This is a genomic window from Promicromonospora sp. MEB111 (assembly GCF_030209445.1).
GTDB lineage: Bacteria > Actinomycetota > Actinomycetes > Actinomycetales > Cellulomonadaceae > Promicromonospora.
Genome location: NZ_JARVSD010000012.1, coordinates 13316 through 35880, shown reverse-complemented (window position 1 = coordinate 35880; position 22565 = coordinate 13316). Strand labels below are relative to the sequence as shown.

The 22565-nt window shown below is 72.7% G+C and carries 20 protein-coding genes; 6 read left to right on the top strand and 14 right to left on the bottom strand.

The window, feature by feature from the left end:
• Nucleotides 1–12: 12 nt before the first annotated feature.
• Nucleotides 13–810, bottom strand: a complete 798-nt coding sequence (locus QRN56_RS14720; RefSeq protein ID WP_285104460.1) for an SDR family NAD(P)-dependent oxidoreductase — start codon at nucleotides 808–810, stop codon at nucleotides 13–15.
• 89 nt (nucleotides 811–899) lie between these two features.
• Between QRN56_RS14720 and QRN56_RS14715 the strand changes: the two genes are divergently transcribed.
• A complete protein-coding gene (locus tag QRN56_RS14715) occupies nucleotides 900–1541 on the top strand; it encodes an RICIN domain-containing protein (protein ID WP_285104458.1) in 642 nt (213 codons plus the stop codon).
• An 81-nt stretch (nucleotides 1542–1622) separates the two neighbouring features.
• Here the strand turns inward: QRN56_RS14715 and QRN56_RS14710 are convergent, their stop codons facing one another.
• The 3 genes from QRN56_RS14710 to QRN56_RS14700 all read right to left on the bottom strand — a co-directional run bounded on the left by QRN56_RS14710 (nucleotide 1623) and on the right by QRN56_RS14700 (nucleotide 4987).
• A complete protein-coding gene (locus tag QRN56_RS14710) occupies nucleotides 1623–2111 on the bottom strand; it encodes a heme-degrading domain-containing protein (protein ID WP_285104457.1) in 489 nt (162 codons plus the stop codon).
• A gap of 53 nt (nucleotides 2112–2164) precedes the next feature.
• Nucleotides 2165–4159, bottom strand: a complete 1995-nt coding sequence (locus QRN56_RS14705; protein ID WP_285104455.1) for a glycoside hydrolase family 76 protein — start codon at nucleotides 4157–4159, stop codon at nucleotides 2165–2167.
• A 279-nt stretch (nucleotides 4160–4438) separates the two neighbouring features.
• Nucleotides 4439–4987 carry a MarR family winged helix-turn-helix transcriptional regulator gene (locus QRN56_RS14700; RefSeq protein WP_285104454.1) on the bottom strand — a complete coding sequence of 183 codons (549 nt, stop codon included), beginning with the start codon at nucleotides 4985–4987 and terminating at the stop codon, nucleotides 4439–4441.
• Between the two features lie 121 nt (nucleotides 4988–5108).
• Here QRN56_RS14700 and QRN56_RS14695 point away from each other — a divergent pair, with 121 nt between their 5' ends.
• Nucleotides 5109–5687: an NADPH-dependent F420 reductase gene (locus QRN56_RS14695; protein WP_285104452.1), complete on the top strand. Its 579-nt coding sequence runs from the start codon at nucleotides 5109–5111 to the stop codon at nucleotides 5685–5687.
• Between the two features lie 64 nt (nucleotides 5688–5751).
• The gene (locus QRN56_RS14690) at nucleotides 5752–6681 is read left to right on the top strand and encodes a VOC family protein (RefSeq protein ID WP_285104450.1); all 930 of its coding nucleotides are present in this window, start codon (nucleotides 5752–5754) and stop codon (nucleotides 6679–6681) included.
• A gap of 30 nt (nucleotides 6682–6711) precedes the next feature.
• On the opposite strand, the gene QRN56_RS14685 is transcribed toward QRN56_RS14690, so the two are convergent.
• From QRN56_RS14685 to QRN56_RS14660, 6 genes are all read right to left on the bottom strand, one after another.
• Entirely contained in the window at nucleotides 6712–7806 is a 1095-nt protein-coding gene (locus QRN56_RS14685; RefSeq protein WP_285104448.1) for a GntR family transcriptional regulator, read from the bottom strand.
• A gap of 36 nt (nucleotides 7807–7842) precedes the next feature.
• Entirely contained in the window at nucleotides 7843–8904 is a 1062-nt protein-coding gene (locus tag QRN56_RS14680; protein ID WP_285104447.1) for a glycoside hydrolase family 76 protein, read from the bottom strand.
• A gap of 83 nt (nucleotides 8905–8987) precedes the next feature.
• Complete coding sequence (locus QRN56_RS14675) at nucleotides 8988–10241, bottom strand: ABC transporter substrate-binding protein (protein ID WP_285104446.1); 1254 nt, start codon at nucleotides 10239–10241, stop codon at nucleotides 8988–8990.
• 26 nt (nucleotides 10242–10267) lie between these two features.
• Nucleotides 10268–11206: a carbohydrate ABC transporter permease gene (locus QRN56_RS14670; RefSeq protein WP_285104445.1), complete on the bottom strand. Its 939-nt coding sequence runs from the start codon at nucleotides 11204–11206 to the stop codon at nucleotides 10268–10270.
• Nucleotides 11203–12090 carry a carbohydrate ABC transporter permease gene (locus QRN56_RS14665; RefSeq protein WP_285104443.1) on the bottom strand — a complete coding sequence of 296 codons (888 nt, stop codon included), beginning with the start codon at nucleotides 12088–12090 and terminating at the stop codon, nucleotides 11203–11205. Before QRN56_RS14665 ends, QRN56_RS14670 begins: the two co-directional genes overlap by 4 nt.
• Entirely contained in the window at nucleotides 12087–13454 is a 1368-nt protein-coding gene (locus QRN56_RS14660) for a glycoside hydrolase family 125 protein (RefSeq protein ID WP_285104441.1), read from the bottom strand. The genes QRN56_RS14665 and QRN56_RS14660 overlap by 4 nt, the downstream gene beginning before the upstream one ends.
• Before the next feature lie 219 nt (nucleotides 13455–13673).
• On the opposite strand from QRN56_RS14660, the gene QRN56_RS14655 reads away from it, so the two are divergent.
• Genes QRN56_RS14655 through QRN56_RS14645 form a run of 3 tightly spaced genes read left to right on the top strand, consistent with a single transcriptional unit; the run spans nucleotide 13674 to nucleotide 16452 of the window.
• Complete coding sequence (locus tag QRN56_RS14655; RefSeq protein ID WP_285104439.1) at nucleotides 13674–15149, top strand: aldehyde dehydrogenase family protein; 1476 nt, start codon at nucleotides 13674–13676, stop codon at nucleotides 15147–15149.
• A gap of 43 nt (nucleotides 15150–15192) precedes the next feature.
• Nucleotides 15193–15954, top strand: a complete 762-nt coding sequence (locus QRN56_RS14650; protein ID WP_285104438.1) for an SDR family NAD(P)-dependent oxidoreductase — start codon at nucleotides 15193–15195, stop codon at nucleotides 15952–15954.
• A gap of 60 nt (nucleotides 15955–16014) precedes the next feature.
• Complete coding sequence (locus QRN56_RS14645; RefSeq protein ID WP_285104436.1) at nucleotides 16015–16452, top strand: VOC family protein; 438 nt, start codon at nucleotides 16015–16017, stop codon at nucleotides 16450–16452.
• A gap of 147 nt (nucleotides 16453–16599) precedes the next feature.
• On the opposite strand, the gene QRN56_RS14640 is transcribed toward QRN56_RS14645, so the two are convergent.
• From QRN56_RS14640 to QRN56_RS14625, 4 genes are read right to left on the bottom strand one after another with little or no spacing between them, the layout of a single operon-like run.
• Nucleotides 16600–19455 (bottom strand): alpha-L-rhamnosidase, encoded by a 2856-nt coding sequence (locus QRN56_RS14640; RefSeq protein WP_285104434.1) that lies wholly within the window; start codon nucleotides 19453–19455, stop codon nucleotides 16600–16602.
• 12 nt (nucleotides 19456–19467) lie between these two features.
• On the bottom strand, nucleotides 19468–20295 hold the full coding sequence (locus QRN56_RS14635; RefSeq protein ID WP_285104432.1) for a carbohydrate ABC transporter permease: 828 nt from the start codon (nucleotides 20293–20295) through the stop codon (nucleotides 19468–19470).
• Entirely contained in the window at nucleotides 20292–21212 is a 921-nt protein-coding gene (locus QRN56_RS14630) for a carbohydrate ABC transporter permease (RefSeq protein ID WP_502928806.1), read from the bottom strand. The genes QRN56_RS14635 and QRN56_RS14630 overlap by 4 nt, the downstream gene beginning before the upstream one ends.
• Nucleotides 21212–22516, bottom strand: coding sequence for an ABC transporter substrate-binding protein (locus QRN56_RS14625; protein ID WP_285104428.1), 1305 nt, complete (start codon nucleotides 22514–22516; stop codon nucleotides 21212–21214). Before QRN56_RS14625 ends, QRN56_RS14630 begins: the two co-directional genes overlap by 1 nt.
• Nucleotides 22517–22565: the final 49 nt, after the last annotated feature.

Genomic DNA, 22565 nt, shown 5'->3' with positions numbered 1-22565 from the left:
ACGCGCGCGGCGTCAGGTGGCCTCCGGATCGGCCCCCTGCGCCGCGCGTCCGCCGTCGACGGGCAGGACCGCCCCGTTGACGAACCCGGCGGCGTCCGACAGGAGGAAGGCGACCACCTCCGCAACCTCCCCGCCCGTGCCGACCCGGCCCAGCGGGTGCAGGGCGGCCATCTGCCGGTCGACGCCGGGGTGGTCCCGCCGGTACTCCTCGTAGCGCGCCGTCGTCACGGACCCGAGGGCCACCGCGTTGGTGCGGATGCCGTCGGGCCCGTGGTCGACGGCGACGGCCCGGGTCAGCGCCTCGACCGCACCCTTCGCGGTGGCGTACGGCAGCGCGCCGCGCACCGGCCGCTGCGCCTGGTGCGACGAGACGTTGACGATCGCGCCGGGCCGCCCGTGCCGCAGGAGGTGCCCGACGGCGGTGTGGCAGCCCGTGACCGCGAGGGCCAGGTTCGCCGTGACGAGCCCGAGCACGTCGGACGGCGGCGCGGTGATCGGCGCGTCCCGGAAGACCGCGGCGTTGTTGACCCAGCCGGCCAGCGGTGCCGCCGCCTCCGCGGCGTCGGCGGCCCGACGGGCGACGTCGGGATCCGCCGCGTCGCCGCTGACGAGCGCGACGCGGGGATGCTCCCAGCCGAGCGGCCCGGCGAGGTCCAGCACCACGACGTGGCCCTCGGCGGCGAGCCGCAGCGCGATCGCGCGGCCCACGCCCTGCCCGCCGCCGGTCACGACGTACGAGTGTGGGGCGGTGCGGCCCGTGGGTCCAGGCTCGTGGACGGTGCGGCTGGTCGGTTCCGTGTGCGCGGCCATCCCCCGATCCTGCACCCGGCAGGCGGCGCGGACCGAGTAGGGTGCGGCGCGGACGCACGCGAGCGGACCGACCGAGAAGGAGCACCAGGGTGTACGACCACGTCACGGCGCGTCGGCGCCCGCCCGTCAGCCTGCTCGTGTGGGTGCTCGCCGCCCTGCTGGCGTTCGGTGCGGTGATGGGCACGATCTGGGTGCTGGGCCAGGACGTGTCCGGGCAGGACGCCGCCGGGCAGGCCACGGCAGGCGCCTCCGCGAGCGCGGTGCCGAGCCCCACCGGGGCGAGCCCGGTCAGCGCCCCGGCGAGCCCGGAGCCGTCGCCCACCCCGAGCGCCCCGCCGCCCGAGCCGGCGCCCGTCACGCTGCAGGGCGTGGCGTCCGGCCGCTGCCTCGACGTGCCCGGCGGCGTCGCCGCGGACGGCGCGGCGCTGCAGATCTACGACTGCAACGGGTCGCCGGCCCAGCAGTGGACGGCGTCGGCCGCCGGGGAGCTGCGCGTGCTCGGGACGCTGTGCCTGGACGACCCGAGCGGTGGCCAGCAGGGCACCGCCGCCCAGGTCTGGACGTGCCACGGCGGCGCCAACCAGCAGTGGGCCCCGCAGGCGGACGGCACGGTGCGCAACGCCGCGACCGGGCTGTGCCTGGACGTGTCGAACGCGCTCACGGACAACGGCACGCCCGCGATCGTTTACGGCTGCCACGCCGGGGACAACCAGCGCTGGACGGTCTCCTGACCGGTCGCCGCCGACCTGTCCCGGCGCGGCCGACCGCGCGGCACGGCCAACCGCCTGGCGCGGCCGGTGCCCGCCCGGGCCTCAGACCCGCGGCGGAGCCTCGACCAGCTCGCGCAGGGCCTCGACCGCGAGGGCGTGGTCGTCCTGCTGCGCCAGCCCGGACACGGTGACGACGCCGACGATGCCCACGCCCGCGACGCGGACCGGGAAGGCCCCGCCGTGTGCCGAGTACTCCTGGAACAGCAGCCCGTGGTCGGCGTTGAAGTCGGTGCCCTTGGCCTTGGCCCTCAGGCCCACGAGGTACGACGACGCCCCGAACCGGTAGACCACCCGTACCTTGCGCTTGATCCACGAGTCGTTGTCGGGCGTCGTGCCGGGCCGCGCCGCGTGGAAGACCTGCTGCGTGCCCTTACGGATGTCGATCGTCACGGGCAGGTCGCGCTCCACCGCGAGCTCGACGAGCAGGCTGCCGAGCCGCCAGGCGTCGTCGTTCGTGAACGTGGGCAGGACCAGCTCGGCCTCCTGGGCCTCGACCTCGGTGATGATCGCGGTGACATCGGATTCGCTCATGGACCCATCCTGCCCTGTCGGTGCGGCCGCGCCGACAGGGCAGGGAGGCCGGGTCAGCTCGTCTCGTAGGCCGCCGAGACGTGGTAGACGCCGCCGCCCCAGCCGTCGGCCGGGAACGCGTCGGACACGCGGATGTAGGCGGCCTTGTCCGCGCCGAGGTGCTCGGTCAGGTCGAGGGTGTGGTCGGCCCGGTTGGAGCCGTCCCGGATCTGCTCGTCCTCGGCCAGCACCGTGGTCCAGCTCTCGCCGTCCGGGCTCACCTCGACGACGTACTGGTTGTCGATCGTCAGCGTCGCCTGCGCCGACGTCGTCCCCGCGGGGAACGGGAACCGGTAGACGAAGGCGCTCTCGCCGTCGGCGTACCGGCTGCCACCGCCGCTGAAGCCGGAGCCGCCGGCGTCGAACAGCCAGGGGATCTCCTCGGGCGACCCGGCCGCGAAGTCGACGACGGCCGCGACCAGCACCTCCGCCCGCGCGGTGTAGGTCAGGCCCGACCGCGCGGTGACGGTCACGCTCACCGGGTAGCTGCCGTCGGCGGCGCCGGCCGGGATCCGCACGTCCACCGGCACGGTGGCCCGCGCGGGGTCGGCGTGGCCGGACGGGTGCAGCCGGAGCGTCGGGTCCGCGGTGACCTTCCAGCCGCGCGGCCCGGTGGTCCGCACGGTCACGGGCAGCGCCTCGGGCCGGGCGGACGTCGCGGCCACGTCGACCTCGAGACCCACCCGCGTGGCGGCGCCGGGGCTCGGCATCACCGCCACGACCGCGGGCGAGGCGGCGGCCGAGAGGGTGCGTCGCGGCTGCTCCCGCGGGACGTCGGCGATCAGCGCGCTCAGCGCGCTGGCCTGGGTGCGCCAGTCGAACACGTTGGGCTGCTCGGCGGTACCGCCGGCCCAGCGCAGGCCCAGCCGGCCCGCGACGTCGCGGTCGTTCGCCCAGACGGAGGCCGCCTGGTCCGCGACGAACTGCGTGTACGCCGGCTCGCCCGTGGCGTCGGCGAGCTCCATGAGGTACCGCTGGAAGATGCCCTTGAACTGCTTCTGGTTGTCGTCGCAGCTCCGGCCGGCGGCCTCGCACCACTCGGTCAGCACGCCGTCCTTGACCAGCACGTCGGACTCCAGGGCGGAGTCGGCGAGGTACTTCGCGGTGTCGAGCAGCTCCGGGTCACCCGTGGCCCGCCACAGCTCCAGCGCCGCGCCGATGCCGAGGCCCTGGTTGTACGTCCACACCGTGTCCTCGTTGCTGGAGCAGTCGTCGCGCAGCCCGTCGTTGACCAGGCCGTCGGCGTTGATCATGCCGCTGCCCACGTACCAGTCCCAGGCCTCCTGGGAGCGGTCCAGCCAGAGCGTGTCGCCGGGGAGGCGGTTGTGCAGCTCGGCGGTCAGGCGCACCCACTGGCCGTTGGTCACGGCGTTCTTGTAGGTGCGCTCCTCGTTCCACCAGATGCCGCCGCCGCACGTGCTCGTGTCCCAGAACTCGTTCATGAACTCGCCGATGGTGACGGCCATGTCGAGGTACTTCTCGTCGCCGGTCAGGTCGTACGCGGTGACCCAGTTGAGCCCCCACCACCCGGAGTCGTCGATGGCGCGGCTGGTGAAGTTGCCGTAGATCTCGTCGGTGGACCGCTCGCCCGCCGGGAACGGGCCCTTGTTGGTCTCGAAGCTGTGGTCGAGCTCGGCCAGGTAGCGCCGGTCGCCCGTGCGCGCCATGTAGTCGCCGATGGTCTGCAGCGCGACGGCGGAGTTCCACCAGCTCGACGCGAACCACGCCTTCTGCTGGTCGTAGGAGTCCATCAGCACGTCGGCGGAGACCCGGGCGTCCGCGACGGCGGTCGCGGCGTCGACGTCGTCGGTGCCCGCTTGCACGGCCGCAGCCGGCACTGCGGCGGATGCCGCGGTGGCGTCGGCCAACCCGGCGACGTCGGCCGCCGCGGCGGCGGATGCCGCGGGTTCGGTGGGTGGCGGTCCGGCGTGCGCCAGGGCGACCGGTTGCAGGCCGGCGATCACAGCGATGGCCAGCAGGACACGTCGGGTGCGACGCAACATCGACATCGATGGGCTCCTCCCCCTGGGCGCGACGTTGCCCCCAGGCGCTCGTGATTTCACCCAAAACCTACAGGACAATAGGATGAAATACACCTATTTGATGACAGCGGTGTCGGATGCGGCGCCCACGGGAGCACACGGGCGCGCGAGCAACCGCCGAGCCCGACGACCCACCCCGACCGGGGACGCCCAGGGGAAGTGCGCTTCTACCCAGTCATTTGGCCCGAAATCAGGCCGATTCCGGGCCCGATGACTGGGTAGAAGCGCACCTCGGCTCGGGCCGGGCTACGGGCGCGACGGGGCCGGGTCCGCCGGGCACTCGTCCACCGACACGTCCGACTCCGGCACCTCCGGCGTCGGCACCGACGTGACCGCCAGCCTCCGGTCGGGGTCCAACCGGGTCAGGATCGCGAACGCGAGCCGGGCCAGGGCGTCGACGTCGCCCTCGGTGAGCCCGTCCAGGATCATGCTGGACACCGCGTCGGCGTACAGCGGCGTGCCGTCCCGGTAGACCTCACGGCCCCGGTCGGTGAGCACCGCGTTGGTCGCCCGCGCGTCCTCGGGGCACGGCGCGCGGCGCACGAGCCCCTTGCGCTCCAGCCCTGTGACCACGCGCGACAGCCGTGCGAGCGTGGCGTTGGTGCGCGACGCGAGCGCGCTGAGCCGCAGCTTGCCGCCGTCCGCCTCCGACAGCGCCTCCAGCAGCGTGAACTCGAACGACGTCAGCCCCGCGGGCTGCATGCGCTTGTCCAGCGCCGTGGGCAACAGCTCCAGCAGGGCGTGCAGGCGCGCGACCGCCACCCGCTCGGGGTACCTCAGCTCGCGCTCGTCCATGTCGCCATCCTACCAGTTAGTTGCACCTACAACTAAAGCGGTCTATGGTCAGTGCTTGTAGATACAACCAACCGCCCGAGGCCCCAGATCCAGGCCCGGGCAGATCCAAGGGAGCAGCACCATGGCCAGCATCACGATCATCGGCACGGGCACGATGGCCAACGCGATCGGCGGCGTCTTCGCCGAGGGCGGGCACGACGTCGCCCACGTCGCCAAGGCCGAGGTCGGCACCGCGCCGATCACCGGCGACATCGTGGTCCTCGCGGTCCCCTACGCCGCGCTCGACGGCATCGCGTCCGCCTACGGCGAGCAGCTCGCCGGCAAGACCGTCGTGGACATCACCAACCCGCTGAACTTCGAGACCTTCGACTCGCTGGTCGTGCCGGCCGGCAGCTCCGCCGCCGCCGAGCTCCAGGCCAAGCTGCCCGCCAGCCACGTGCTCAAGGCGTTCAACACCACGTTCGCCGCGACGCTCGGCGCCAAGCAGGTGGGCGGCCTGCCCACCACGGTCCTGGTCGCCGGGAACGACGCCGCCGCCAAGCAGGCCCTGATCTCGGCCGTCACGTCCTCGGGCCTCGGCGCCGTCGACGCCGGCTCGCTGGAGCGTGCGCACGAGCTGGAGGCGATCGGCTTCCTGCAGCTCACCCTCGCCGTCGGCGAGCAGGTCGGCTGGACCGGCGGCCTCGCCCTCGCCCGCTGACCCGCAGCGCCACACCAGCCCACCCCGCACCCCGCCCCACCCCGCCCCGGACCAGGAGCACGTCATGAACAGCCCGACCGACCCGCCCGCCGTGGACGACCGGATCATCTCCCCCGCCCTGGCGATGGACGCCGTCACGCTGCGCGTGGGCGACCTCGACACGATGGCCGCCTACTACGGCTCGGCGTTCGCGCTCGAACCGCTCCAGGAGCGCGGCAGCGGCCGGGAGGTGCACCGGGTCCTGGGGCTGGGCGCCACGCCGCTGCTGCGGCTCGTGCACACGCCCGGCCTGCCCACGGGCGACCACCGGCAGGCCGGGCTGTTCCACACGGCCTTCCTGTTCGACGACGCCGCGGCGCTGGCCGCCACCGTCTACCGCGCGGCGCAGGACGCCCGCGGCACCTTCACCGGCTCCAGCGACCACCTGGTCAGCGAGGCGTTCTACTTCACCGACCCCGAGGGCAACGGTGTGGAGCTCTACACGGACCGGCCACGTGAGCAGTGGGTGCGTGACCGGGGCCAGATCAAGATGGACACCGTGTGGCTGGACCCGAACGCCTACCTGCGCTCGCACCTGACCGAGGCGGAGCTGGGCGCCGCGCCCAGCCGGTCCGGCCGCGTGGGCCACGTGCACCTGCAGGTGGGCGACGTCGCCACGGCCCGGTCGTTCTACGTGGACGCGCTGGGCCTGGAGACCACGCTCACCGACATCCCCGGCGCGCTGTTCGCCTCGGCGGGCGGATACCACCACCACATCGCGATGAACACCTGGAACAGCGCGGGCGCGGGGCCGCGCGCCGCGAGTCTCGGGCTGGGCGACGTCGCGATCACCGTCCCCGGCCGCGAGGACCTCGACGCGCTCGTGGCCCGGCTGCGGGCCGCGTCGGTCCCGTTCGCCGACGACGGCCGCTCCGTCACCGTCGCCGACCCGTGGGACACCCAGGTGACCGTCGCCGTGCCCGGTGCGTCCGCCGAGGACCTGCTGACCCGGTAGGGCACCGAGCGGCCGCCGGGAGGCCCGCCCTCAGCGCGTCGAGCTGCCCGGCACCAGCTCGGTCGGCAGCGACAGCTTGCTGACCTGCCCGGGGTCGCGGAGCTGGTCCAGCACGAGCCGGACCGCCTCCGCCCCCATGCGCGCCTCGTCCTGCCGGATGTGCGTGAACCGGTAGCGCGCCTGGTCGTAGAAGGCGTCCGGGTGGTCGAAGCAGACGATGCCGAGGTCGCCGGGCACGTCCCGCCCGGCGCGGTGGGCGGCCTCCCGGAGCAGGACGGCGATGTTGTACTCGGTGGCCACCAGCCCGGTCAGCCCGGGGTTGTCGGCCAGGAACTTCTCCAGGGCCGCGATGTCGTCGTCGGGCGCCACGCCGCTGCCCGGGACCGTAGAGCGGACCTGCCGGAACTGGTGCGCGGGGTCGAACGGCACGTGCCGGGTCGCGTGGGCGTCGACCACGCCGTCGAGCCGGTCCTGCACCGTGGAGACCGTGCTCGTCGCCGAGACGAGGCCCACGTGGTCGTACCCGGCGGCGAAGAGCGTCTCCGCGGCCTGGCGGCCCGCCGAGACGTTGTCGGAGCAGACCGACGACACCGGGACGCCGTCGAACACCCGGTCCAGGATGGCCACCGGGAACGACTGCGTGATGAGCTCCAGCACGGCCGGGGGCACGTACTGCGACGAGCTCGGCTCCAGGATCAGCCCCTGGACGCCGTCCGCCACGAGCGAGCGGACCAGGTCGCCCTCCGCCTCGCCGTCCCCCAGGCTCCGCTTCATGACGAGGTTGGCGGTGGTGCCCGACGCGTCGAGCAGCCCCGCCAGGACGCGCGTGCCGAAGGTGTCGTCGAAGTCGGTCAGCACGCACCCGATCAGCGGGCTGGGCCCGCCGCCGGGGCCGACGGCGTTCGTGGCGGTCTCGCTCACCACGACGGTGCCGAGCCGCGGGCGGCGCGTGATGTAGCCGTCGTCGCGCAGCAGGTCCATCGCGCGCTTGAGCGTGATCGCGCTGACCCCGAGCTGCTTGGTCAGCTCGGCCTCGGCGGGCATCCGGTCGCCCACGCGGTACGTGCCGGCATGGATCGCGTCGCGGAGCTTCTCGTACACCTCGAGGTAGAGCGGCTGGCTCACTGATGCCCCTTCACCGAATGGATATGACCGATGAATCTACCGTGACCAGCCCGCCGGACCTGCCTCCAACGCGGCACGCAGCTCCAGCGCCATGATCGCGCTGACCTGCGTCGAGTAGTGGACGGGCGGCCGCGCGGGCAGGCGCCAGTCGTCCCCCGCCAGCAGCGACCCGTCGCGCTGCCCCGTGGACCACAGCGCGTCGGTGCTCGTGCGCACGAGGTCCACGAGCGGCGCGGCGTCGGGCGAGCCCGGGCCGAGGCGGCCGAGCAGCGTGCCCAGGTACCGGTAGAACACCCCCTTGAACAGGCCCTCGTCGCCGCCGGCGCCCTCGCTGCCGACCACGCCGTCCGGCGCGAGCTCGGCGATCGCCGTCGTCGCGGTCCGCACGGCCGCGGCCACCAGCTCCGGCCGGTGCAGGACGGCGTCGAGCGCGACCGCCGCACCGACGTACAGGCCCTGGTTGTAGGTGAACCGCCACTGGGTGTCGATCCGGCCGTCGCCCTCGCGGTTGATGCCGTCCTCGACGAACCCGTCGGGGCCCACGAGCGTGGCCGTGATCCAGTCGAAGGCGACGGTGCCGTGGTCCAGGTACCTCGGGTCCGGGTCGTGCCCGTGCAGGCGCGCGGACAGGATGGCGAACGGCCCGTTGGCGGGCGTGTTCTTGTAGTACGGCTGCTGCTTGCGCCAGGCGACGCTCGCGCCGTGCGTCTCGTTCCACCCGTGCTCGACGACGTGCGCCCAGATGGCCCGGGCGTCGTCCAGCGGCTCCTCGTTCCCGGTGGCCCGCGCCAGCCGCTCCAGGGCCAGCGCGTACCAGAGCATGTCGTCGAAGTAGTCGTTGAACAGGGAGCCGTCGTTCCGCGAGCGCAGGTTCGCGCTCGTCGCCTCGGCCGCCGTCAGCCACTCCTGCTCCCCCGTGCGCTCGAACGCGTCGAGCCGCGCGTCGATCACGTGCGCGAGCCACCAGTAGTTGAACGTCGAGTTGTCCCCGACCGGGTAGGTGTTGTCCAGCAGCTGCGGCTCCGGGGCGCCGAAGAAGTGGTCGAGGCCGCGCTGGGCCAGGTCGGCGCGGGCGGGCCAGGGGTTCGAGGCGTTCACAGGTCTCCTAGGTCGGTGCGCGGGGACGCGCACGGGGTGGCGCGTGCCGCGCGCCCGATTCGGACGCGCGGCACGCGGCGTGGTCACTGCGCGTTGTCGGCCAGGATCCGGTCGCCCAGCTCCTGCGCCTCCTGCAGCGCGGTGGCGGCGTCGGTCTCGCCGCCCAGGAAGCGCTCCAGGGCGGGGATCAGGGCCTTGCCCTCGACGTCGGACGCGCCGGGGATGTCGGAGCGGACCTGGGCGTACTCCATCGTCTCGATGAAGGCCTGGTAGCGGTCGTCCTCGGTGAAGTACGGGTCGTTGGCGGCCTCGATGTTGGCGGGGATCCAGCCGGAGATCCTGGCGAAGTCCACGCCGTTCGCGGGCTGCGTGGTCCACCACTTCATGAACTCCCAGGCGCCGTCCGGGTTCTGCGCCCCGCTCGGGATGACCAGGCCGAACCCGCCCATGCCCGCGCCCTGGTCGCCGTCGGGACCGACGGGCGGCTGCACGATGCCGTAGTCCACCTCGGCCTCGTCCAGCGCGGTCAGCGCCCACGGGCCGTCGTACTTGATGGCGGTGGAACCCTCCGCGAACGAGTCGACGCCCTCGCCGAAACCTGGCTCGTACACACCGGCGTCCAGCAGTCCCTGCCAGAACTCCAGCACCTCCAGGCCCTCGGGGCTGTTGAAGGCGGTCGCGGTGCCGTCCTCGCTGAACATCTGGCCGCCGGCCTGCCGCAGCCAGATGTTGAACAGGCCCGGGTCGTCCAGGGCGAAGCCCGCGACGGACAGCTTGCCGCCGGCGCGCTCGGTGACCGCCTCGGCGGCCGACCTCAGCGAGTCCCAGTCGGTCGGCGGCTCGACGCCGGCGTCCGCCAGGAGCTCGGTGTTGTAGAAGAGCGACCGGTTGTCCACGAGCAGCGGCAGCCCGTAGGTCTCCCCCTCGACCACGAGCTCGCCCATGGCCTGCTCGTAGAACTGGGCGGTGTCGACGCCGTCCGCCGCGATGTACTCGTCGAGCGGCGCCAGGGCGTTCTTGGGCACGTACAGCGGGGTGTTGTACCGGTCCCAGAGGACGACGTCGGGCACGCTGCCCGAGGCGAGCGCCGTGAGCAGCTTCTCCTCCACGAGCTCCTGCCCCACGTACGTCACCTCGTACTCGTCCTGAGCCTCGTTGAAGGCGTCGGCCTGGGCCTGAAGCTGCTTGGCCTGGGCGCCCGACCAGGAGCCCCAGAAGGTGACCTCCTCGGGCCCGCCGGCGGAGCCGCCGTCCGACGCGCTCCCGCAGGCGCCCAGGGCGCCCACCATGACTGCTGCCGCGGCGAGGGCCCCGGTGATCCGTGCTGCAGACCTCATGACTCTGCTCCTTTGCAGGGTGCTGGTCACTTCGTCCCCGAGTGGGCGAAGTTCTCGATGATGTAGCGCTGGGCGACCACGAAGACCAGCAGGACCGGCAGGCTCGCCAGGATCGTGCCGGCCAGCAGCGGCCCGTACTGCGTCTGGTACTCGTTGACATACCCGGCCAGGCCCACCTGCACGGTGAGCATCTCCGGGTCGTTCAGGGCGATCAGGGGCCAGAGAAAGCTGTTCCAGCCGGCCTGGAAGGTGAGCACGCCCAGTACCGCGAGGCCCGCGCGGGCCAGCGGCAGGTAGATGTTCCAGAAGATCCGGAACTCGCTCGCGCCGTCGATGCGCGCGGCGTCGCCGAGCTCGTCGGGCAGCGCCTGGAAGAACTGCCGCATGAAGAACACGGCGAACGGCCCGGCGGCGAACGGGACGAGTACCGCGCCGTAGCTGTTGATCAGGCCCGCCCCGCCCTCGCCGAACAGGTCGTTGCCGCCCGCCAGCGGGAAGTGCCGCAGCACCAGGAACGTGGGGACCATCGTGATGATGCCCGGCACCATCATGGAGCCGAGGAACAGCGAGAAGACCACGCCGCGGCCGCGGAAGCTCAGCTTGGCCAGCGCGTACCCGGCCAGCCCCCCGAAGAACAGGTTGGTCACGACGCCGCCGAGCGCGATGACCGCCGAGTTGGCCAGGTACCGGCCGAACGGGCCGTCGGCGAACAGCGCCACGTAGTTGGCGAGGGTCGGGTTGTCCGGCACGAGCTGGAGGTAGGACGAGAGGATCTCGCCCTCGGGCTTGAGCGACGTGGACAGCGTCCAGACCAGGGGCATCACCGTGGTGACGCTGATCAGCACCACGGCCAGCGTCCAGACGACCTTCCCGGTCAGCGCGCGGGCGGTCAGCGGCCGGGACGTGGTGAGCTGCTGCGGGGCGGGCGCCGGGGCGCTCGCGGGGGCGGTCGCCAGGGCGGTCATCGGTCGTTCTCCCGTCCGGTGGCGCGGGCGTTGGCGACCGAGAAGACGAGGATCACCAGGAACAGCACGAAGGACAGCGCCGAGGCGTAGCCCATCTCCAGCCGCCCGAAGCCCCGGTCGTAGATGTAGTAGACGAGGGTCAGCGTCGAGTTGCCCGGGCCGCCCTTGGTCAGCACGTACGCCTGGTCGAACACCTGGAACGCGGCGATCAGCAGCAGCGTGAGGATGAGGAACGTCGCCCGCGCGATGGAGGGCCGGGTCACGTGCCAGAACACCCGGAACGCCCCGGCGCCGTCGACCCGGGCCGCGTCCACGAGCTCGCCGGGCACGCCCTGCAGGGCGCCCAGGTAGATGATCATGTTGGCGCCGAAGCCGGCCCAGACGCTCATCAGGACGATGGCGATCATGGCCCAGCGGGACTCGTACAGCCACGCCGGCCCGTCGATGCCGAACCAGCCGAGTGCCGCGTTGAGCAGGCCGTACTGCGGGTTGAGCAGCCAGAACCAGATGGCCGCCGTCGCCACGGTCGAGGACACGACCGGGATGTAGAACAGGGTGCGGAACACCCGGGCGGTGCGCGTGCTGCGGTTGAGCAGCAGCGCGGTGCCGAGCGCGACCAGCAGCCCGGCCGGCACGTACAGCACCGTGTAGAGCGCGGTGTTGCGCACGGCGACCCAGAAGATGGGGTCGCCCGCGATGCGCGCGTAGTTGTCCAGGCCCACCCACTCGAAGTCGCCGATGACGGCGTAGTCGGTCAGGCTCAGGCCGATCGCCATGACCACCGGCAGCAGCAGGAAGATCACGAACAGCACGACCGGGACGGCCAGGAAGATCCAGGCGCTGATGGTCTGCTGGCGCCGGGTGGCGCTCACCGCGGCGCTCACGGTGCTGGCTCCGGGGCCGGACGGCGGTGGGTGCGCAGTCCCGCCGTCTCCAGCGCCAGCTCGCAGAACATGGCGTTCGCCCACGAGAACCACTCGCGGGTCCAGGTGCCCGGGTCGTCCACGTGGAACGACTCGTGCACCGCGCCCGTACCGTCGTCGGTCGCCAGGATCAGGTCCAGCAGGGCGCGGCGCTCCGCCGGGTCCGTGGTGGTCAGGCCCTGGATCGCCAGCGCGATGGGCCACACGTGCCCCTCGGGCGTGTGCGGGCTGCCGATGCCCGACGCCGCCGAGCCGCTGTAGTAGTACGGGTTGGCCGGGCTCAGCACCAGGTCGCGGGTCGCGGTGTAGAGCGGGTCGTCCGCGCGGCACCAGCCCGTCAGGGGCAGCGCGAGCAGGCTCGGCGTGTTGGCGTCGTCGGCCAGCAGCACGCCGCCGCGGCCGTCGACCTCGTACGCGTACGCCGGCGCGCCGTCCGGGCCGGTGACCACGCCGTGCTCGCGGATGCCGCGCTCGATCTCGCCGCGCAGGTCGTTCGCCCGGGCGGCGAGGTCGGCGTCGTGCAGCACCTCGGTGGCGAGCTCGGCGAGCTGACCCAGCGCCGTCGCCGCGAGCGCGTTGCCCGGGACGTTGTAGCCGTAGGTGCACGCGTCGTCGCTCGGGCGGAAGCCCGCCCAGGTCATGCCCGTGTACGACACCTCGGGCCCGCGACCGCCGCGCACGAGCGTGTCGGTGGGCGGGCAGTCGGTCCGCTCGAAGGTGTACGACGACGCCTCCTGGTGCCGCTGCTCGGTGCGCCACAGGTCGACGACCGTGCGCCCCACCCGGCCGAGGTCGGCGAGGTGGTCGGTGCGGCCGGTCGCGCGCCACAGGTCGTGGGCGAGCTGCAGCGGGTAGGCCAGGGAGTCGATCTCGTACTTGCGCTCCCAGACCCACGGCGACTGCTCCGCCTCCGGACCGTCCGCGCCCGGCCGGCCCGTGCGGTCGCGGTGCCCCGCGCCGGTAGGCCCGTCGTTGAACGCGTTGGCGTACGGGTCGCGCAGGATCGAGGCCTGCTGCCGCCGCGAGACGGCCGCGATCGTGTCCGCGAGGCGCTCGTCGCGGGCGACCAGGTGCAGGAACGGCGCGAGCTGCGTCGTGGAGTCCCGCAGCCACATCGCCGGGATGTCGCCGGTGATCACGAAGGCGGTGCCGTCCGGGTGCGGCGTGATGGTCCGCGCCAGGGTGTCCGCCATGCAGCGCCCCACGGCGTCCGCCACCGCGGTACCGAGCCGTTCGCCCACTCGCGCGACCAGGTCCGCCAGGACGTCCGGGTCGTAGAGCGCGGTACCGGACACCGGTGCCGCGCTGCCTGTCACGTAGCTCATTCGAACCCCATCGTTCGGTCTGCTTCGTTCGCCGTGCTTCGTTCGAACTGCCGGCCGGAACCCACGCCGGCCCGGCCTGCCGTGAACAGTAGGAGCGAATAACTTCTATGTCAACGTTTGCATTAGGGGTAATAGCAGAAGACGTCCGCGGGCGGTCGCGGAATACTCGTTGGTGCCCGCCCTCGACGAGGAGGGCGGCCGTCTCGACGAGGAGCAGCCATGCCAGAGCGCGACACCTCCCCCGGCCCCACCGCCGACCTGTTCATCGGCGGGCAGCACGTGCCCGCGGAGGGCGGCCGCTACACCGACTTCGTCCGTGCCCTGACGGGCGAGCCGATCGCCCGGATCGCCGCCGCCTCCGTCGCGGACGCGAACCGCGCGGCCGACGCCGCCGCCGCGGCCCTGGAGGGCTGGTCAGGCCTGCCGCCGGCCGCACGGCGCGAGGTGCTGCAGCGGGCTGCGGGCCTGCTCGCCGAGCGGGCGGACGAGATCGCCGCGGTGATGGGCCAGGAGATGGGCGCCACGCGGCCGTGGTGCGCGTTCAACGTGCACGTGGCCACCGGCATGCTGGCCGAGGCGGCGGCGCAGGCCTACTCGGCGGTGGGCGAGATCATCCCGTCCGACGTCCCGGGGCTGACCGCATACGGAGTGCGGCAGCCCGCGGGTGTCGTCGTGGGCATCGCCCCGTGGAACGCCCCGCTGATCCTGGGCGTGCGGGCCGTCGCGATGCCGCTCGTGCTCGGCAACACCGTGGTGCTCAAGGCCTCCGAGCAGACGCCGCGCACCCAGGCCGCGATCGTCGACGTGCTGCACGACGCCGGGGCGCCCGCCGGCGCGGTCAACCTGATCAGCAACGCGCCCCAGGACGCGCCCGCGGTCGTCGAGGCCCTCGTGGCGCACCGCGCCGTGCGCCGCGTCAACTTCACCGGCTCGACCCGGGTGGGCCGCGTGATCGGCGAGCTCGGCGGCCGGCACCTGACCCGGGTGCTGCTGGAGCTCGGCGGCAAGGCGCCGCTGGTCGTGCTCCCCGACGCCGACCTCGCCGAGGCGGCGGCCGCCGCGAGCTTCGGCGCGTTCATGAACCAGGGCGAGATCTGCATGTCGACCGAGCGCGTGATCGTCGACCGTTCGGTCGCGGACGACCTCGCCGCGCGGCTCGCCGCCCGGGCCGCGGCCCTGGCGGTGGGCGCCCCGGACGACCCGGAGGCGCAGGTGGGGCCGATGGTGCACGCCGCCGCGCGGGACCACGTGCTCGACCTGATCGCCGACGCCCAGCAGCAGGGCGCCGAGGTGATCGCCGGCGGCACGGCCGACGGGCTGTACCTGCGGCCCACCGTCGTCCGGGGCGTGCGGCCCGGCATGCGGATCTACGGCGAGGAGTCGTTCGGCCCGGTCGTGTCGATCATCGAGGCCGACGGCGCCGACGACGCGGTCCGCATCGCGAACGACACGGAGTACGGCCTGTCGGCCGCGGTGTTCAGCCGCGACGTGAGCGGCGCGCTCGACGTCGCGCGCCGCATCCGGTCCGGGATCTGCCACGTCAACGGCGCCACGGTGCACGACGAGCCGCAGATGCCGTTCGGCGGGGTGGGCGCCAGCGGGTGGGGGCGGTTCGGCTCGCGGGCCGCGATCGAGGAGTTCACCGAGCTGCGCTGGATCACGGTCCAGGCCGGGTCGCGGCCGTACCCGATCTGACGGGTAGCCTGCGGCGGTACGCCCCCGACGAAAGGCCCTGGTCATGACGCGTGAGCTCCCCCCGGACGGTCGCACCGCCGTCGTCACCGGCGCCGCCCGGGGCATCGGCGAGGCGACCTCCCGGCGCCTGGCCGAGGACGGCGCCGGCGTCTTCCTCGTTGACGTCTCCCCCACCGTGCTCGACCTGCGGGACGAGCTGCGCGCCGCCGGGTACCGGGCGGCGGCGTCCGTCATGGACGTGGCCGACGAGGCCGCCTGGGCCGACGCAGTCACCGCCTGCCGGGCGGAGCTCGGCCGCCCGCAGATCCTGGTGAACAACGCGTACGCGACCCGCGTCGCGTCGCTGGAGGACACGCCGCCGGAGAGCTGGGAGCACCAGATCCGGGTCACGCTCACAGGTGCCTACCTGGCCACGCGCGCGCTCCTGCCCGACCTGTCGGCGTCGGGCAACGGAGCGGTGGTCATGGTGTCCTCCGTGCACGCGCACTTCGGGCTGCCCGGCCGGGCAGCCTACGCCTCGGCCAAGGCCGGGATGACGGGGCTGGCCCGGCAGCTCGCCGCCGAGTACGGGCCCGCCGTGCGCGTGAACAGCGTGCTGCCCGGGCCCGTGCTCACGCCGCACTGGGACGGCGTGGGCGAGGCCGAGCGCGCGAGCGCCGCGGCGGCGACGGCACTGGGCCGCCTGGGCGAGGCGTCCGAGGTGGCCGACGCGATCGCCTGGCTGTGCTCCGACCGGGCGTCGTTCGTCACGGGCGTCGAGCTGAACGTCGACGGCGGCTGGAGCATCACCAAGGAATCGGTGTGAGGGAACCGGTGTGAGGGAATCAGAGTGATCGGCGGCCCGCCGCCGTCCTAGGGTGTGCCCATGACGACCGTGCAGCCTGTCCAGATCACCTTCGACTGTGCCAGTCCCGAGCGCGTGGGCCGGTTCTGGTGCGAGGCGCTGGGATACATTCCCCCGGACCCGACGGAGGACGGCTTCGACACCTGGGAGGAGTACAGCCTCTCGCTGCCCGCCGAGAAGCGGGACTCGTGGTTCGCCGCGAGCGACCCGAACGGCGTGGGCCCGCGGCTGTTCTTCCAGCGCGTGCCCGAGGGCAAGGTCGTCAAGAACCGGGTGCACCTCGACGTCAAGGTCGGCAGGGGCCTGGTGGGCGAGGAGCGCCTGGCCGTCCTGGAGTCCGAGGCCGTCCGCCTGGAGGCGATCGGCGCGACGCGCGGGGTGCTGCTGCTGGCCGACGGCGAGAACGAGTCGTGCCAGAACATGCAGGACATCGAGGGCAACGAGTTCTGCCTCGACTGAGGCCGGCGCCCGCCGGCTTCAGCCCCCGCCCCCGCCAGCGAGGCCGGCACTCCGGGTGGGAGGTCGGCAGCTTGCATCGAGGTCGGCACATCGCTGTGCCGGCCTCGATGCAGACTGCCGACTCTGCGGCGCAGACTGCCGACCCCGCTACCCCGCCACGACCGCACCGCGCCGGGCGTTGAGCTCGTCGAGCGCGGTCCGCACCTGGTCGAGCGCCCCCGACGGCAGCCGCACCAGCTCCTCCTCCAGGGTGCGCTGGTCGGTCCACTCCTTGAGCGAGCGCAGGGCACCGGTCTGCCCGGTGTCCGCGGCCTCGACGGCGGCCAGCACCGTCGCGAACGCCTCCGGGTCGTCGGCGACGGCGCCGAGCGTCGAGTCCAGCGTGACCGGCGGCGGGACGGACCGGTCGCGCGGGTCGGGCACGATCCACTCGTGCCGCCCGGCGCCCACCCCGATCTCGTCGGAGCCGCCCGGCAGCACCACCACCGCCGACGCGTTCGGCGGCACCACCGCGTGCACCACGATCTGCCCGTCCCGCGCCGCCCAGCCCGCCTCCGCGAGGCCGTAGGGCGTCTCGAACCGCGTCGCGGCGTGGTCCAGGCCCGCGATCGGCACGGGCGCGATCCGCAGCCGCCGGTAGCCGGGCGAGTCCGGGGCGAGCCCCGCCATGGTGCGGTGCAGCCAGTCCGCCACGGCCCCGAAGGCGTAGTGGTTGAACGACGTCATCTCCCCGGGGTTGATGCTGCCGTCCGGCAGCATGCTGTCCCACCGCTCCCAGACCGTGGTGGCGCCCATCGTCACCGCGTACAGCCAGGACGGGACGCCGGTCTGGAGCAGCAGCCGGGCGGCGACATCGGCGTGCCCGGTGACCGTGAGCGCGTCCTGGATGATCGGCGTGCCCACGAACCCGGTGCCGATGCGGTAGCCGGCCCGGCGCACGAGCCAGGCCAGCCGGTCGCCCATCACGGCCCGGGTCGCGCCGTCCACGAGGTCGAAGACGACGGCCAGCGCGTACGCGGTCTGGGCGTCGGAGACGATCCGGCCGGCCGGCGTCGTGTACTCGGCCACCCAGGCCTGCCGCGCCCGCTCGGCGAGGTCGCCGTACCGCTCGGCGCCCTCGGTGTCGCCCAGCTCCTCCGCCGCCGCGGTGACGAGCTGCAGCGAGCGCACGAGGTACGCGCTGGCCACGATGTCGGGATCCGTCTTGGCGCCCGCCGGGTCGTCCGGCGGCGCGTCCGGGTCGAGCCAGTCGCCGAACTGGAACATGCCCTCCCAGAGCAGCCGCTCCCCGGACAGGTCCAGCAGCACGTCGGCCCACGCCCGCATGGACGGGTACTGCTCCACGAGCGCCCGCCGGTCGGCGAACCGTTCGAGCAGGGTCGTGGGCACCACCGTGGCGGCGTCGCCCCAGGCGGCGGCGGGCTTGGACCCGAAGGGCAGCACGAACGGCACGACGACGGGGCAGACGCCGCCGCGGTCGGCCTGCTCGGCGGCGACGTCGCGCAGCCAGGAGGCCAGGAAGGCATCGCTGTCGAAGAGGTAGCTCGCGGTGGGCCCGAAGACCTGGATGTCGCCGGTCCAGCCGAGGCGCTCGTCGCGCTGGGGGCAGTCGGTGGGCAGGGAGACGAAGTTGCCGCGCATGCCCTGCACGACGTTCTCGTGCAGCCGGTTCACGCGCTCGTCGGAGCTCTCGAACCATCCGGTGCGGCGCATGTCGCTGCTGATCACGATGGCGGTGATCGCCGCGCGGGCGGTGTCGGCGTCGAGCTCGCCGGGCCAACCGTCCACCTCGGCGTACCGGAAGCCGTGGAAGGTGAACTCGGGCTCGAAGGCGTCCTCGCCGCCGGAGAGCACGAGATGGTCGGTGGCCGCGGCGTGGCGCAGCGGGCGGACGCCGAGCTCGCCGTGCTCCAGCACCTCGGCGTGCCGGAGCGTGATCACCTGCCCCGGCTCCCCCGTCACGCGCACGCGGAGGCGGCCGACGAGGTTCTGCCCGAAGTCGAGCACCGTGCGCCCCGAGGGCGTGGTGATCACGTCGCGGACCGCCACCTCGTCGACCCGCCGCACGGGTTCGGCGATCGCGGGTTCGGGCACGACGTCGGACGTGTCCACGCGCACCGGCGCCCACGCCGTGTCGTCGAAGCCGGGCAGGCTCCAGCCGGGGACGGCGCGGCCGGCGTCGACCCGCTCGCCCGCGTAGATGCCGCTGGCCACGACCGGCCCGGCCGCCGCCCCGCGCCAGTCCGGCCCGGTGGTCAGCACCCGGGTGGTCCCGTCGGCGAGCTCGACGTGGAGCTGCACGGCCGCGGCGGGCTGCTCGCCGTAGAAGGTCCGGGCGGCGCCGTGGAAGCCGTAGTGCTCGGTCCACCACCCGCCGGCCAACCGGATGCCGACGGCGTTGGCGCCGGTCCGCAGCAGCGCGGTGACGTCGGTGGCCTCGTGCACCAGGCGGTGCTGGTAGGCGGTCCAGCCGGGCTTGAGCACGGCGTCGTCCACGTCCTGGCCGTTGATCTCGACCTGGTAGACGCCGTGCGCGGACGCGTGGAGGGTGGCGCGGACGACGTCGCCGGGCAGGTCGAGCTCGGTGCGCAGGAGGCCGGGCGTGGCGTCGTCGGGTGGATCGGCGAGGCCGACGAAGGCGGCCGCCCACTCGCCGTCGGCCAGGAAGACGCTGCGCACGGTGACGGGCTCGCTCCACGGCGAGGTACCGCCGTCCGTGCCGGTGACCCGCACCTCCAGCGTGTGCCGCGCGTGCGGCGCCAGCGGGTCGAACGGCCAGGGCACGAACCGCGACTCGTCGGTCTCCAGGGTGCGCACCTGGTCGCCGTCGAGCCGCAGCTCGGCGCCCGCCTGCCGCCAGCCGGGCACGTCGGACCCGACGGTCCAGCTCAGGCGCGGGGTCGGGGTGTCGGCGTAGGCGCCGTCGGTCCGGCGCTCGATCCGCACCTCGCGGACGCGGGTCGCGCCGCCGGCGGTCGGGGTATCGGTGTGGTGGGTCTCCATCGGTGGCCCCTTTCAGCCCTTGACCGCGCCGGACGTCATGCCGGCCACGATCTGGCGGTTGAAGAAGATGTACATGACCAGCGGCGGCACCGTGATCAGCAGGATGTCCATGAACAGCAGGTTGAACTGGCTGACCATCTGGCTCTGGAAGTTGTAGAGCGTGAGCTGCACGGTCGCGTTCTCGTCCCCCGGCAGGAAGTACAGGGGGTTGGTGAAGTCGTTGAACACGTTGACCGCCTGCACCACGACGATCGTGATGATCACGGGCCGCAGCAGCGGCAGGATGACGGCGAAGAACAGCCGCAGGGGCCCGGCGCCGTCGATGACCGCCGCCTCGTCGAGCTCGCGGGGGATGGTCGCGACGAACGCGCGGAACAGCAGGATGCAGAACGAGAGGCCGAACGTCGCCTCGACGAGGATCAGGCCGGGCATGGTCTTGAACAGCCCGATCCCCTGCAGCACCCAGATCGTCGGCACCACGGCGGGCGGCACGATGAGTCCCGCCAGCACGAAGAAGTTGACCACCGGGTTGAGGCGTGACTGCCGCCGTTGCAGCAGGTAGCCGACCATCGCCGCGAGGATCACCATGATCGCGACGCTGACAACGGTCAGGACCGTGCTGTTGACGAAGGCTCGCACCACGATGCCGTCGCGCGTGGCGAGCACCTCGCTCAGGTTCTCGACGAACGCCCAGTCCTCCGGCAGGGAGAACTCCAGCCGCGAGGCGGACGACGCGTCCTTCGACGCCGTGAGGAAGATGAACACGAACGGCACGAGGAACACCACCGCCGACACGGCGACGGCCGCGATGCCCGTGGCCCAGGACCCGGCGCGCCTCATCGCTCGACCTCCTTGCGGTTGAGCAGCATCGAGAGCGGCACCATGATCGCCGTCACAACGAGGAACAGGATGACGTTCCCCGCGGTGGACAGCCCGTAGAAACCGGCCTGGTACTGCTTGTAGATGACGGACGCGATGACGTCGCTGGTGAACCCGGGGCCGCCGCCCGTGGTCGCCCAGATCAGGTCGAACGACCGCAGGCCGCCGATGAGCGACAGGATGATGACGGTCGCCGTGGCCGGCTGGACCAGGGGCAGCGTGATGGAACGGAACTGCTGCCAGCGGCCCGCGCCGTCGACCCGCGCGGCCTCGTAGTACTCCTGCGGGATGGCGACGATGCCGGCGATGTAGATGAGCGTGGCGATGCCGAGCCCCTTCCAGACGTCCACGGCCGCGATCGTCAGCAGAGCCGTGCTCGGGTCGGTGAACCATCCGGGCCCCTCGATCCCGAACGCGGCGAGCACGGTGTTGACCACCCCGTCGAACGGGTCGAGCAGGGCGGTGAAGGTGATGCCGACGCCGATCGTGGAGACCAGCACCGGGAAGAACACCACGGAGCGCAGGTAGCCACGGCCCACGAGCTGCGAGGTGAGCAGCACCGCCAGCGCCAGCCCGAGCACCACCTTGGCGCCCGAGGTCACGAACCCGTAGACGAGCGTGTTCACGAACCCCCGCGAGAGCTGGGGCTCCGAGAAGAACTGGATGTAGTTCTCCAGGCCGATGAACTCGGTGTCGAACAGGGTCCAGCGCGTGAGGCTGAACCAGAACGACGCGAACGTGGGCACCGCGAAGAAGATCAGGTAGAGCACGCCGGCCGGCAGGTAGAACCACGACGGGTAGGTGGCGCGCTGGGTCAGGGAGGTGCGGGCCGTCGTCCGACGTCGTCCGGCGGCCCGCACCTCGGTGGTGGCGGACATCACCAACCCTCGAGGCCCAGCTGCTTGGCCTGCTTCTCGACGTCCTGGTCGTAGAAGGCGGCGGCGTCCTCCGCGGTGCGGATGCCCGAACCCACCTCGACGGTGGCCTGCTCCAGGTTCGGCCCCTTGACGGGCGAGATGAACTCCAGGGCGTTGGCGGTCTTCCCGGCGTCGAAGTACGCCTGGATGTCGTCGAGCAGCGCTGGGGCGGAGTCCAGCACCTCGCAGGTGCCCGCGTACGGCCCGGCGGGCGGGAGCAGCTCGTTCTGGATGTCGCACCCGGCGTCGCTGTTGACGAACGCGACGAACTCCTTGGCCGCCTCGAGCTCGGCGCCCTCCGTGGACCGGGGGATGTAGACGGCGTTCGGCTGCCAGATCGTCGCCTGGGTGTTCTCCGCGTCCGTCGCGGGGAGCGCGAAGAAGCCGATGTCGTCCACCGCGTCCGGCGTGTTCTGCAGGATCGTCTGGATCACGTTCGACAGCATCGGGTAGTGCGCGCCCTCGCCCTCGGCGACCATCCGGGCGCCGTCCGGGAACGTCGCGGACGGGAAGTCCTCGTTGAAGAAGCCCTCCTCCGCCACCTCCTGCTGGTGCTGGAACCCCAGCAGCGCGGGCTCGTCGGCGTAGAACCGCTGGTGCGCCGTGTACTGCTCGGCCCACTCGGGGTCGACGGCGGTCACGTTGGCGAAGTCGCCGAGCACGAAGAGCTGGCTGGTCCAGGTCTCGCCGTAGGTCTGGATGACCGGGGCCACACCGTCGCCCTCGGCGGCGATCGTCTCGTTGTTCGCCATGAACTCGTCCCAGGTCTCGGGGACGGTGAGCCCGAGGTCTTCGTAGACCCGCTTGTTGTAGACGACGCCGCCCGCGAACGAGGCGCCCAGGGGCGCGCCGTAGATCCCGTTGTCGGTGCTCACGACGGGGACGAACTCCTCGGTGAGCGAGCCGACCCACTCCTGGTCGCCCAGCTCGACCAGCGTCGAGTCCGGGTTGAGCGCCTGCAGCAGGGAGCCCGAGTTGTAGAAGAAGACGTCGGCCATCTCCCCCGTCGACAGCCGGGTCTTGATCAGGTTGTCGCCCTCGGTGCCGCCCGGCCGGATCTCGACGCTGACCGAGATGTCGGGGTGCTCGGCCTCGAAGGCCTCGATCAGGGCGTCCGCGGTCTCGGGGTTCGGCGCGTCGTTGGTCGTGAGGAACGTGATCTCGGTGGTTCCGCCGTCGTCGCCGGACGACGAGCAGCCGGCCAGGGCCAGCAGCGGGACAGCCGCTGCGGCCACCGCCACGCGATGACGAGTTGCTCGGGACATCTCTCTACCTCCTTGTAGAGCGAAAGGATCGTAGAGCGATCTACACTCC